Genomic DNA, 12,617 nt, shown 5'->3' on the forward strand with positions numbered 1-12,617 from the left:
GCGCGCTCCGGTTGCGCTGAACAGCATTTTTTCCGCGATCGGCGGAACTTCGAAAAATCGGTTGCGGGCCGCTTCGCGGGCCCCATACTCTGCATATCGCGCAGCCGAGGTGTCCGGAACCCGGCGTCGACCCGGAAGGAGGTGGCAGTGATGAAGAGCTTGCAGACGCTCGGTACCCCTGGCCACCCCATGTCCGGGGGTACCGCGCTGTTCCAGGAATTTCCGGCCTGGCTCGGCTATGACCGCGTTCGCACCCTGCCGCGTCTGATCGACGTGGCACTGCCGGTTGCCGACCGTTCCGTGCCGGTTCGCATGGAGTCGTTCCTCGATCCACTGATCTAGGACCGCCCTCCAGGGCTTTTTCGAAGGCCGCGGACCCGCACCAGCCGGGTCCGCGGCCTTTTTGTGCGCACCCACCTCGAAGCAAATGCCGATGTTCTGGGGAATTCCCCACCGTCCGCGCGGGCAGCCGCACTGCCCGGGCAGGTAGGAGGAAAGATGTTCAGCACGAGCGTCCCGATATGCAGCGGGACGGACGGCGAAGGCGGTGGCGCCATCGGCGCGCTGCTCGACGCCAGCGGGCAGGCCGAGCAGGTGCCCTGCCGTCGCGACCCCGACCTGTGGTTCGCCGAGGCCCCCGCGGAGCTGGAGCGGGCCAAGGCGCTGTGCGCGGACTGCCCGATCAAGCAGCCCTGCTTGGAGGGCGCGTTGTCCCGGGGCGAGCCCTGGGGCGTGTGGGGCGGGGAGATCTTCGAGCGCGGCGCGGTCGTCGCGCGCAAGCGACCCCGCGGCCGCCCCCGCAAGAACGCCGCCGAGCCGGCGCGGCGATCGGTTTCCGCGCAGCAATCCTCCGGGAACCGGACCGCAGATCAGCAGCAGGCCGCACCGGAGACTTCCGGCGCGCAGCGGGACGAACAGGAGCAGGCGGCATGAACCCCCACGACGCACTCACCGGATCCCACCGAGCCATCACCCACTCGAAAGAAGCGATCACGATGCTCATTCCAGAAGAACTGGCGAGATCCCGAAAACACGACCTCCTGCGGGAAGCGCGGCAGGCCCGGATGATCCGCGCGTGCACCGCGGGGCGCTGGTGGCGCAAGTTGGCGCGGTTCGCGCAGAAACGCGCGGACCGCGCACGACAACGCGCGGCTTGGCCGTAAAGTGCGCGATCATGGGTCATTCGCATTCGCACGACGGAATCGACTGGAACGACAAGATCGCGTCGCTGCGGGAACGGGACGAACTGCTCGCACCGGAATCCGCGGAGCTGGCGCGGGCGCTGTTGCGCAAGCAGGACCGTTCGGTGATCGACGTGGGTTCCGGGGCGGGCGGCATGTCGGCGGCGTTCGCGGATGCGCTGTGGGACACCGGCGGCACGGTCGTGCTGGTCGATTCGGCGCCGGAGCTGCTGGCGGAGGGCGAACGCAACGCGGCCGCCGCGGCGGGCTCCGGCGTCGCGGTGCGCTCGGTCGCCGTCGATGTAGCTGCGGGTGACCTGTCCCAGGTCGGTGTGGCCGACCTGGTGTTCGCCTCCCGCGCGGTGCACCACCTGCCGGACCAGGTCGCCGGTCTGCGGCGGCTGGCGAGTCTGGTGCGGCCGGGCGGCCAGCTGGCGATCGTGGAGTCCGGGCTCGAACCGCGGGCGTTGCCGTGGGACGTGGGGCTGGCCGAACCGGGCCTGGAGCTGCGGCTGGCCGCGGCCCGGGCCGAGTGGTTCCGCGAGATGCGGGCGGACATGGGCGGCTCGGTGCGGATGCCGTTCGGCTGGTCCCGCGCGCTGGCCGAGGCCGGTCTCGAGCGGGTGCGTTCCTGGACGCAGCTGGTGGACCGGCCCGCGCCGGTGTCCGGTCCGGCGTTCACGGCCGTCCTGGAACGCCTGGAGTGGTTGCGCCGCGGCGCGGAGGGCCGGGTCGCGCAGCAAGATCTCGACGCGGTCGACGCGCTGCTCGACCCGGACGGCCCGCACTACGTGGGCGGTCGCGACGACGTGTACTACCTGGTCGCCGACACGGTCCACGTGGGCGGCAAACCCGCCGGTTGAGGTCCGGCGCGGCCGTCCGTCGCCGGTAGCCGCACCGGCCGGCGCCGCAGGCAGGCGGTTGCGGTCGGCTCAGTCCTGCGCGGGCTCGGCCGCGAAACCGGGCTGCCAGCGCGTGATGATCTCGCGCGCGGCGAACTCCGAGTCGAGCTGGCACAGGATGCCCGTCGCCCCGAGCGTGACCCGGTGGATCAGCAAGTAGTCCGGGGGCAGGTTCAACGACCGGCCGGTGCGGAAGTCCGGGCTGCGCAGATCACCGACCCGCTCGGCCTGCCGCTGCATCCACTCGCGGCTGAAGTGGAACCGCTCGGTGCGCACCGGGTCCACGAACGGGCCCAGGTAGGCGATCACGTCTTCGGCGCGCAGCGCGCTGTCGGTCTGCACGAACCGGTCCTCGCGCAGCAGCCTCAGCAGGTCGTCCGCCCGATCCTCCAGTGCCAGCCGCATCATCCGCCCCAGCACCGGCGGCAGGCCGTCGGCCAGCCGGGCGACCGCGCCGAAGTCGATCACGATTAACCGGCCGTCCTCGCCCAGCAGGAAATTGCCGGGATGCGGATCGGCGTGCAGCAGCCCGGAACGCTGCGGCGAGGAGAAGTGGAACTCGGCCAGCAGCCGTCCCGCCTCGTTGCGCTCCTGCTGCGTACCGTCGGCGATGATCTCGGCGAACGGCTTCCCGGTGACCCACTCGGTGATCAGCACCTGCGGGGCGCTGGCCAGCACCTTCGGCACCCGGACCAGGTCGTCGCCGGCGAACGCGGTGGCGAACGCGCGCTGGTTGGCGGCCTCGGTGCGGTAGTCCAGCTCTTCGACCATCCGGTCTTGCAGCTCCGCCAGCAGCGGCTTGATCTCCGCGCCCGGCGCCAGCGACTGGAACAACCGGGAGAACCTGCTCAACTGGCGCAGGTCCGAACGCAGTGCCTCCGCCGCTCCGGGATACTGCACCTTCACCGCCACGTCCCGGCCGTCGTGCCAGACGGCGCGGTGCACCTGGCCGATGCTGGCAGCGGCGGCGGGCTCGTCGTCGAACTCGGCGAACCGGTCCCGCCAGGCACGCCCGAGCTGGGTGTCGAGCACGCGCCGCACGCTGTCCCCGGACATCGGGGGAGCGGCGGACTGCAGCTTGGTCAGCGCCTCCCGGTACGGCTCGGCCATCTCGTCCGGCACGGCGGCCTCGAACACGCTCAACGCCTGGCCGAACTTCATCGCACCGCCCTTGAGCTGGCCGAGCACGGCGAACAGCTGCTCGGCGGTGCGCGCGGAGAGTTCCGCGTTGATCTCTTCCGAGGTGTGCCCGGTGAGCCGCTTGCCCCAGCCGGCGGCCACCCGCCCGGCCACGCCAAGCGGGAGGCTCGCGAGTTTGGCGGTGCGTTGCGCCGCCCGGCGGGGGATGTCGGTCACGAAGGCTCCTTTGCGCAGCGCAGCAGAACCGTCCCGAGGAACGAAAAGTTGTCGAGTGTCGGGGGGCCGGAGCACATCGTAGTGGTTCACCGAGGGCTTGTGGGGATCTCGATCGCGCCGGAACCGCCCGCCGGCCCGGCTGTCGATCTTGCCGCCGCCCGTTGCGGCCGCGGCGGCAAGATCGACGGCCTGCCGTGGGTGACGATTCGTGCCTCGGGAACCACGCTTGCTGCGGTGGTGCTCGTGCCGGTCGCTCCCACCAGGTGCGCGACCGGCGCCGCCGCGGGCTCTGCGCCGTCGTCTCGCGATGCCGGCGCCGACGCCCTACGCGAGCCGACCGACCAGCTGCGCCGAGCTCGGGCGGCAGGCGCTCAGGACGACTTGCCCAAGATGCGGGTCATGCGGGTGCCGCACACCGGGCAGGTGCCCTTGGCCATCCGGCGGCCGTTGGTCTCCGTGATCTCGCCGGAGAAGTCCCGCTTCTCCCGGCACTTCACGCAGTAACCGTTGTAGGTCTCGGCCACGGCGCTCTCCTTCGTGTCGTGCTGGCAGCGGCGCCTCGCGCCGCCGGTCCGCCCGGTCCGGGCCGCGCAGGGAACCGTACCGGCGATCGAATCGCTAGCACTGCATTACGGTGATCGCATGTTCGGGCGAATGGAGTAACGCTTTAGGGGATCACGCCGAGTAGGCGCTGCGGAAATGCTCACAGCCGTGTCCCGCTGTCGGTGTCGGTCGCTAGGGTCGGATCTCGTGGCAGAACCGCAGGTCGAGGTGCGCCGCAGCAAACGCCGCCGCCAGACCGTCAGCGCGTATCGGGATGGCGACAAGGTCGTGGTGCTGCTCCCGGCACGGATGAGCCGGGCAGAAGAGAAGAAATGGGTGGCCGAGATGCTCAGCCGCCTGCAACGCAGCGAAACCCGCCGCCGGTCACCGGCGCGGGAGTCGGACGAGGCGCTGGTGCAGCGCTGCCGCGAACTCTCCGAGCAGTACTTGGACGATCGCGCCGAGCCGCGCTCGATCCGCTGGGTGCCGCCGATGCGCACCCGCTGGGCCTCGTGCACGCCGAGTTCCAAGACCATCCGGATCAGCAACCGGCTGCGCGACGTGCCGAGCTGGGTGCTGGACTACGTGCTGGTGCACGAACTCACGCACCTGCTGGTTCCCGGGCACGGCGCGGACTTCTGGAAGTGGGTCAACCGCTACCCGAAGACCGAGCGCGCCGTGGGCTACCTGGAAGGGCTCTCCGCCGCGGCGAACCTGGACCTGACCTTGGACGGCGATCCGGTGGACTGATGCCGGCGCCGCAGCCACAACGGCGCCCCGCGCTTTCCGAGCGAACGGACCGTTCGACCAAGCTAGTGGGACGAACAGGCCGTTCACTCCGCGGCGCCGGTTTGTGTGCGGGCGACGCGGCCGTCACTTGTCCTGCTGGTCGTCCCGGCCCTGCTGGTCGTTCTCGCCCTGCTCGCCGCCGTCCTGGCCCGCTTCGTCCTGCTTCGCCTCGTCCTGTTCGGCCGCCTCGGCGCGCTTGATCGCGGCGATCGGGTCGTCCAGGTCGGAACTCGCGCCCCAGCGATCGGCGAAGTCCAACGGCTCGTCCAGGTCGGCCGCGCTCGGCAGCAGGTCGGGGTGGTCCCAAACCCGGTCCCGGCTGTCCACGCCGTGCCGCTCGGTCATCAGCCGCCACAGGTTCGCCGCGTCCCGCAGCCGCCGCGGCCGCAGCTCCAGGCCGATCAGCGTGGCGAAGGTCTGCTCGGCGGGCCCGCCGCTGGCGCGCCTGCGGCGGATCGTCTCGCGCAACGCGTCCGCTCCCGGCAGCCGGTCGCTGACCGCGTCCGAGACGACCACGTCCACCCAGCCCTCGACCAGCGCGAGCAGCGTCTCCAGCCGGGTCAGCGCGGCCTGCTGCTCCGGGGTGTTCTTCGGCTCGAGCATCCCGGACCCCATCAGCTCCTGCATCGAGCTGGGATCCGTCGGGTCGATCTTGCTGGCCATGTCCTCCAGCGAGGAGGTGTCGACCTGGATGCCGCGCGCGTACTCCTCGACGGTGGCCAGCAGCCGCTGCCGCAGCCACGGCACGTGGCTGAACAGCCGGTGGTGCGCGGCCTCCCGCGCGGCCAGGAACAAGGTGACCTCTTCGAGCGGGCGGTCCAGCCCCTCGACGAAGCGCTGCACGTTCGCGGGCAGCAGCGCGGCGGTGCCCTCCGGCGCCAGCGGCAGGCCGACGTCGGTGGAGGTGAGCACCTCGGCGCCGAGCTCGGCGAGGCTGTTGCCCAGCTGCGAACCGAACCCGAGTCCGCCCATCTGCCCGAGCATGGACAGCAGCGGCCCCGCCGCCTGCTTGGCCTCCTCCGGCAACGCCTCCAGCCAGGCGCTCGACACCCGCTGGGCCACCGGGTCGCACAGCCGCTGCCAGGTCGGCAGCGTCTGCTCCACCCAGTCCACCGACGACCAGGACTTGACCGAGCGCACTCCGGCGGGCAGCGCCGTCATCGGATCCGTCCACAGCTCGGCCAGGTGCATCGCGTCCTCGATGCCCTTCACCTGCTGCTGGCTGGGCCGCTCGGTGCGCTGGTTGTTGTGCAACTGCTGCACCGCGAGCTGCTTGGCCAGGTCGTAGTTGACCGGCCCGGAACCGGAACCACCTGGCTGCCCGGAGTGGCTCAGCGCCTGGCCGAGCTGGGTGAGCATCTGCCCGAGCTGGCCCATGTCGAAGTTCGGCATCCCGCCCGGTCCGCCCGAACCGCCGGGCAGCGAGCCGAAGCCGAACCCGAAGCCGGACTGCTGCCCGGAATCGCCGGCGCCACCCTCGGAGCGCCCTTCCGACGAGTCGCGCTTGTCGCGGTCGTCGTCGGGATCCTGCGGGCTGAACCCGAACGGCGTGTCACTCATGCTTCCACCGTACGCGGGCGGGGCGTGCGCGGATAAGGCGCTCACCTGCCCGGTTCGGCGGATGTTCGCAGCTCGTGGCTTGATCGGCGGCGCACCCGGCGGCGGGAATCTCGCGCACGGCGAACACGTACGCTGTCGGCTCGTGACCCGTCGTACCTGGACCTTATTGATCAGCGTCGTCCTCGTCGTCGCATTCGGGCTGCTCGGCGGCTTCGTCCGGGTGCCCTACGTGGCGCTCGGACCGGGGCCGACGTACAACACGCTCGGCGAGGACGGCGGCACGCCCGTGATCAACATCGACGGGCAGCGCACCTACCCGACGGCCGGGAACCTGAACATGACCACGGTGTCGGTCGCCGATCACCTCTCGCTGCTCGGCGCGCTGGGGATGTGGGTCAGCGGCCGTTACGCGCTGGCGCCGCGGGAGGTCTACTACCCGCCGACCAAGACCGAGCAGCAGATCGAGCAGGAGAACACCGAGGCGTTCAACGACTCGCAGACCTCCGCGGAGACCGCGGCGCTGCGCCACCTCGGCTATCCGACGAAGGTCGTCGCCGGCCAGGTCGTCAAGGGCAGCCCCGCGGACGCGGTGCTCGACGCCGGGGACCAGATCCTGTCGGTCAACGGGCGGCCGATCACCGACGCGGCCGCGCTGCAGGCGGCGGTGGGTGGCAGCCCGCCGGGCCAGGCGGTGCAGCTGACGTTCCGGCACGGCGACGAAGCGCCGCGCACCGTGCCGGTGCCGCTCGCCCCGGCGCCGGACGGGCGGCCGAACGGGTTCCTCGGGGTCGCGGCCAGCGGGCAGCCGGACGTGCCGTTCCGCATCGACATCAGCCTCGCCGACGTCGGCGGGCCCTCGGCCGGACTGATGTTCTCGCTGGCCATCGTGGACAAGCTGACGCCGGGCGAGCTAAACGGCGGGAAGTTCGTGGCGGGCACCGGCGAGATCACCGACACCGGCCAGGTCGGACCGATCGGCGGCATCCCGTTCAAGATGACGATGGCCCGGGAAGCCGGCGCGACGATCTTCATGGTGCCCGCGGGCAACTGCGCGGAGGCGAAGTCGCAGGCTCCGGACGGACTGCAGCTGGTTCGGGCGGGCACTCTCGACGAGGCCACCAAGGCACTCGACACCATCCGCGCAGGCGGCGTACCCCCGAGCTGCTGACCACCGTTCACCAGGAGTGAACGGACCGCTCGCCCAATCTATTAGGACCAGCGGTCCGCTCACTCGGCACGTCGATGCGCTGATCAAGTGAGCCGCGGGCGTGTCGGCTCGATCCCGAGCCGCGGGGACAAGCCTGATCGTTCGGAGTGAACGGAACTTTCGCCGAATCTACTCGGACGAACGGTCCGCTCACTCCGCATGCGTTCGCGGTGATCGGGCGAAGCACTGGCGCGTCGGCGGAAGGTCAGGCGGCGAAGGTTTCATGCAGCGCCCGGAGGAGGTTCGGGGCCAGCGACGGATCCTGGATCAGCTCGCCCTCCTCGGCCACGCGCAGCCGCAGCACGCAGGTCTCACCGCCGTCCCGCAGCACCGCCGCGACCAGCCGCGCCTCCTGCCGGTCCGGATGTTCGGCCGCCGTCTCGCGCGCCTGCTCGTCGTCGGAGGGCAGTTCCGCCTCGGCCTCCGGCGGCAGCACCACGATCTCCTGCACCAGCGCGCACCCGGCGACCTGCTCGGGCCAGGCGACCCGGGACAGCGCGTCGCCGAGGTCCTCGGCGGGCAGCGAGTCCTGCGCGATCGGCGTCAGCGGGGCTTCCGGATCCAGTTCCTCGGCCAGGTTCGGCTCGTTGGCCAGCAGCTGGGCGGTCGGCACCAGCGCGAAGATCTGCGCGGGCTGATCCCAGCCCGCGGCGGCCACGAACTCCTCGATCTCGCGGGCGGAACCGGGCAGGGCGGCGGCGAGCTCCTCGCCGGAAGCGGCTGACATGCCGGTCATCGTCGCAGCCGGACCGCAGGCGCGGCGCAGCCGCCGTGACCTGCGGGCGAGATGCCGGATTCGCCGGAATCCGAGTGCGCTCCGGGAAACCCCCGGCGACGTCGTAGAGTTGAACATCATGCGGGGTCCGTGCACCCCGCCGGCCCGTCGATCGTCGCCTGGAGTGTGCGCTGTGGCCATGCGGCCCCCGGTTGGAATGCCGAAACTGTCCCGGCGCAGCCGGATCCTGCTGATCATCGGCGGGATCGTGCTGGTGGCGCTGCTGATCTGGTCCAGCCTGGTCGGTGCCTACGTCGACTGGCTCTGGTTCAGCGAAGTCGGCTACCGCGGCGTGTTCACCACCCAGGTGCTCACCCGCGTCGCGCTCGGCGCGGCCGCCGCGGTCTTCCTCGGTGCGGTGCTGCTGCTGAACCTCTGGATCGCCTACCGCACCCGCCCGGTGTTCGTCCCGGTCAGCGGCCCGGAAGATCCGCTCGCCCGGTACCGCACGGTGATCAGCGCGCGGCCGAAGCTGTTCGCCATCGGCATCCCGGTCGCGGTGGCCGTGCTCGGCGGGCTCGCGGCGCAGGCCGACTGGCAGACCGTGCAGCTGTTCCTGCACAGCGTCCCGTTCGGCAAGACCGACCCGCAGTTCGGCCACGACATCAGCTTCTACACCTTCGAGCTGCCGTTCTACCGGTGGCTGCTGTCGTGGAGCTTCGTCGCCGTCACCGTCGCGTTCCTCGGCGCGCTGGTCACGCACTACATCTTCGGCGGCGTCCGGCTGGCGGGACGTGCCGGGCAGCTCGCCGCGCCCACCCGCGTGCAGCTGGCCGTGCTCGCCGGGATCTTCGTGCTGCTCAAGGCCGTCGACTACTTCTTCGACCGCTACGACCTGCTGCTGTCCCAGCGCAACTCGCTGTTCACCGGTGCCACCTACACCGACCTGAACGCGCTGATGCCCGCCAAGCTGATCCTGCTGTGCATCGCGGTGTTCTGCGCCTGCGCCTTCTTCGCCGCGGTGTTCCTGCGCGACCTGCGGATCCCGGCGCTGGCCACGGTGCTGCTGGTGCTCTCCAGCGTGCTGGTCGGCGCGGTCGGGCCCGCGCTGCTCGAGCAGTTCTCCGTGAAACCGAACGCCAACCAGCGCGAAGCCGAGTCGATCAAGCGCAACATCGACGCCACCCGCAACGCCTTCAAGATCGGCCCGGAAAACGTCGACGTCAAGGACTACCCGGGGGTGACGAACCTGCAGCCGCAGCAGGTCGCCGACGACCCCGGCACCATCCCGAACATCCGGCTGCTGGACCCGAGCGTGCTGTCCGACACGTTCACCCAGCTCACCCAGCAGTACAACTTCTACGGATTCCCGGACAAGCTGGACGTGGACCGCTACCGCGGCCCGGACGGGCAGCTGCAGGACTACCTGGTCGCGCTGCGTGAGATCAACACCAACGGGCTGGCCGCCAACCAGCAGTCCTGGATCAACCAGCACATGGTCTACACGCACGGCAACGGGTTCGTCAGCGCGCCGGCCGACCGTGTCGACTCGACCTACCAGGAAGGCCGCACCCAGGGCGGCTACCCGGTGTTCTCGGTCAGCGACGTGGCCAACGGCGGCCGCGGCGAGATCCCCGTGGACCAGCCGCGCAGCTACTTCGGCGAACTCGCGTCGACCTACGCCATCGTCGGCGGCGACCCGGGCGACGCGCCGCGGGAGTACGACACCGACCGCAGCGCCTACACCTACCAGGGCAAGGGCGGCGTGCCGCTGGGGAACTGGTTCAACCGGCTGATCTTCGCCGCGCACTACACCGAGCGGAACATCCTGTTCAACCAGGCCATCGGAGACAACTCGAAGATCATCTACGAGCGGAACCCGCGCGACCGGGTGCAGAAGGCCGCGCCCTGGCTGAAGGTCGACGGCGACCCTTACCCGGCAGTGGTCAACGGCCGGATCAAGTGGATCGTCGACGGCTACACCACGCTGAACAACTACCCGTACTCCGAACTCACCGAACTCGGCGAAGCCACCAACGACACGCTGCCCGGGGTGCAGCGCCAGCCGAACCAGCAGATCAACTACATCCGCAACTCGGTGAAGGCGACCGTCGACGCCTACGACGGCAGCGTCGACCTGTACTCCGTCGACGACCAGGACCCGGTGCTCAAGGCCTGGCAAGGCGTGTTCCCCGGAACCGTCAAACCCTCCAGCGAGATCAGCCCCGAACTGCGCAGGCACTTCCGCTACCCCGAAGACCTGTTCAAGGTCCAGCGCAGCCTGCTGACCGAATACCACGTGGACAACCCGGCGGACTTCTACTCCACCCAGACCTTCTGGGAAGTCCCGCCGGACCCCACCAGCAACGGGCAAGGCGGCTCCGCCGCGCAAGGCAACCAGCAGCCGCCGTACTACGTCGTCGCCCAAGTCCCCGGCCAAGACCGGCCGAAGTTCCAGCTCACCAGCGCGCTCACCGCGCTGCGCAGGCAGAACATGGCCGCCTGGGTCTCGGCCTCCTCCGACCCGCGCGACTACGGCAAGCTCACCGTGCTGCGACTGCCCACCAACACCCAGACCGCCGGGCCGAACCAGGTCCAGAACCAGATGGAATCCACCCCGGAGGTCACCGAGAACCGCACCCTGTTCAACAACCCCAACGTCCGCCCCATCTTCGGGAACCTGCTCACGCTGCCCGTCGCCGGTGGGCTGCTCTACGTCGAACCGATCTACATCCAGCGCAACGAGCAGGACTCCTACCCGCAGCTCGCGCGGGTGCTCGTCTCGTTCGGCGGCGACGTCGGCTTCGCCGAAACCCTGCCGAAGGCACTGGAACAGATCTTCGGCGCAGGCGCGGGCGACGCCACCGGCCCCGGACAGGAGCAGCAACGACCGCCCGAGCAGCAGCAACCGCCCGGGCAGCCCGGGCAGCAAGCAACACCCGAGCTGCAGCAGGCCGTCTCGGACATCCGCGGCGCGCTCGAACAGGTCCGCTCCGCGCAGCAGTCCGGCAACCTCGGCGACCTCGGCACCTCGTTCCAGCAGCTCAACCAAGCCATCGCCCGGTTCGAGCAACTCCAGGGCAACGGCGGCTGAGACCGGGGGGTGGGTCGCCGCGCGACGCGACCCACCCCCCGGTTCTTCACCCGACGAGCCGTCGCGTAAGCTGATGGCACAACGAAAGACGGCGCGGGGTGGAGCAGTTCGGTAGCTCGCTGGGCTCATAACCCAGAGGTCGCAGGTTCGAATCCTGTCCCCGCTACGAGGAGTGTGTTTGAGGCCCCCGCCAACTGGCGGGGGCCTCTTCCCGTTTGGGGCGTTGTTTGTACGGGGGCCGAGCCCCCGTAGGCCCCCACGGTGCGGTGGTTGCGGGGCGTTGGCTCCTTGCGTTTCGAGTACGGGGCCTGGGGAGCGACCAGCAATGTGCGGGGCGGTCGAGTCGTCTTCGTTTTCCTCTGCGGTGTGTTGTGTGTGGGGCTGTGGGGCTCGCTTTCGCAGCGTGGTTTGGTGCCGCGGGTTTTGGTGTGGGAGGGGTGTGAGCTGCGGTGGAGATGCGAGTGGTGTGGGTGTCCAGAGGGCAGGGACTGGTTTGGAGGGGGTGGGCGTTGGGGGAGTTCGCCGGGGTGTAGAGTTAGCGGCACAACAACGAAAGACGGCGCGGGGTGGAGCAGTTCGGTAGCTCGCTGGGCTCATAACCCAGAGGTCGCAGGTTCGAATCCTGTCCCCGCTACGAGTAGTGTGTTTGAGGCCCTCGCCTGTTGGCGGGGGCCTCTTCCCGTTTGGGGCGGTGTTTGTACGGGGGCCGAGCCCCCGTAGGCCCCCACGGTGCGGTGGTTGCGGCGCGTTGGCTCCTTGCGTTTCGAGTACGGGGCCTGGGGAGCGACCAGCAATGTGCGGGGCGGTCGAGTCGCAGTCGTGGTCGCTTCGACTTGGCGTGTCTTGTGTGGGCCTGCGGGGCTCGCTTCGCATCGCGGTGTGAGGTGGGTTGCTGCGGGCTCATCGGTAAGTCGATGGGTCTCGCGTGGGGCGCGGGTTGTGGATTCGGGCATGTGGGGGTGTGTTCTGGGGTATGGGGGTTGGAAGGGAGCGGTGCTTGTGGCGTAAGAGGACGGTGCGAGTGCGAGGAAAGTGTTGGGAGTCAAGGAGATCGGGTGGAGCGCGCCCAGATCTTGGCGCACGCGGGGGAACACAGGCGATCCGCAGGCGCCACACCCGGCAGCGGGCGCATCGGGCGGGTGCACACCGCGCACACGTGACGCCTGGAGCGAAATTTTTTGCGCACACAACTGAAAAATCCGAGCAGTCCGCCGCCGCGCCACATCCTCGACCTCCGTCCGAACACGACCGCCGGAACGACGATCAGTCG

10 protein-coding genes and 2 tRNA genes are annotated in these 12,617 nt (G+C 70.0%); 8 read left to right on the top strand and 4 right to left on the bottom strand.

Going from position 1 to position 12,617, the window contains the following annotated elements:
- The first annotated feature begins 150 nt into the window (after positions 1–150).
- The 3 genes from V1457_RS12485 (at position 151) to V1457_RS12495 (ending at position 2,044) form a co-directional block, all read left to right on the top strand.
- Entirely contained in the window at positions 151–342 is a 192-nt protein-coding gene (locus tag V1457_RS12485) for a hypothetical protein (protein ID WP_200072634.1), read from the top strand.
- A gap of 156 nt (positions 343–498) precedes the next feature.
- Positions 499–933: a WhiB family transcriptional regulator gene (locus V1457_RS12490; protein ID WP_338603710.1), complete on the top strand. Its 435-nt coding sequence runs from the start codon at positions 499–501 to the stop codon at positions 931–933.
- Between the two features lie 241 nt (positions 934–1,174).
- Complete coding sequence (locus V1457_RS12495) at positions 1,175–2,044, top strand: methyltransferase (RefSeq protein ID WP_338603713.1); 870 nt, start codon at positions 1,175–1,177, stop codon at positions 2,042–2,044.
- 69 nt (positions 2,045–2,113) lie between these two features.
- Here V1457_RS12495 and V1457_RS12500 read toward each other — a convergent pair whose 3' ends face one another.
- Both V1457_RS12500 and V1457_RS12505 read right to left on the bottom strand, forming a co-directional pair.
- Complete coding sequence (locus V1457_RS12500; protein ID WP_338603720.1) at positions 2,114–3,439, bottom strand: AarF/ABC1/UbiB kinase family protein; 1,326 nt, start codon at positions 3,437–3,439, stop codon at positions 2,114–2,116.
- Between the two features lie 371 nt (positions 3,440–3,810).
- The gene (locus V1457_RS12505; RefSeq protein ID WP_200072638.1) at positions 3,811–3,963 is read right to left on the bottom strand and encodes a DUF5679 domain-containing protein; all 153 of its coding nucleotides are present in this window, start codon (positions 3,961–3,963) and stop codon (positions 3,811–3,813) included.
- Between the two features lie 226 nt (positions 3,964–4,189).
- Here V1457_RS12505 and V1457_RS12510 point away from each other — a divergent pair, with 226 nt between their 5' ends.
- The gene (locus V1457_RS12510) at positions 4,190–4,732 is read left to right on the top strand and encodes a M48 family metallopeptidase (RefSeq protein ID WP_200072639.1); all 543 of its coding nucleotides are present in this window, start codon (positions 4,190–4,192) and stop codon (positions 4,730–4,732) included.
- Between the two features lie 123 nt (positions 4,733–4,855).
- Here the strand turns inward: V1457_RS12510 and V1457_RS12515 are convergent, their stop codons facing one another.
- Complete coding sequence (locus V1457_RS12515) at positions 4,856–6,331, bottom strand: zinc-dependent metalloprotease (protein ID WP_200072640.1); 1,476 nt, start codon at positions 6,329–6,331, stop codon at positions 4,856–4,858.
- Positions 6,332–6,473: 142 nt separating this feature from the next.
- Here V1457_RS12515 and V1457_RS12520 point away from each other — a divergent pair, with 142 nt between their 5' ends.
- On the top strand, positions 6,474–7,499 hold the full coding sequence (locus tag V1457_RS12520) for a PDZ domain-containing protein (RefSeq protein WP_307850259.1): 1,026 nt from the start codon (positions 6,474–6,476) through the stop codon (positions 7,497–7,499).
- Between the two features lie 244 nt (positions 7,500–7,743).
- Here the strand turns inward: V1457_RS12520 and V1457_RS12525 are convergent, their stop codons facing one another.
- A complete protein-coding gene (locus V1457_RS12525) occupies positions 7,744–8,265 on the bottom strand; it encodes a PPA1309 family protein (protein WP_200072642.1) in 522 nt (173 codons plus the stop codon).
- Between the two features lie 187 nt (positions 8,266–8,452).
- Here V1457_RS12525 and V1457_RS12530 point away from each other — a divergent pair, with 187 nt between their 5' ends.
- From V1457_RS12530 to V1457_RS12540, 3 genes are all read left to right on the top strand, one after another.
- Positions 8,453–11,347, top strand: a complete 2,895-nt coding sequence (locus V1457_RS12530; RefSeq protein ID WP_200072643.1) for a UPF0182 family protein — start codon at positions 8,453–8,455, stop codon at positions 11,345–11,347.
- A 92-nt stretch (positions 11,348–11,439) separates the two neighbouring features.
- Positions 11,440–11,513: transfer RNA gene (locus V1457_RS12535), tRNA-Met, on the top strand.
- A 394-nt stretch (positions 11,514–11,907) separates the two neighbouring features.
- Positions 11,908–11,981 (top strand) — tRNA-Met (locus V1457_RS12540).
- Positions 11,982–12,617: the final 636 nt, after the last annotated feature.

Source organism: Saccharopolyspora sp. SCSIO 74807, assembly GCF_037023755.1.
Taxonomy (GTDB): domain Bacteria; phylum Actinomycetota; class Actinomycetes; order Mycobacteriales; family Pseudonocardiaceae; genus Saccharopolyspora_C; species Saccharopolyspora_C galaxeae.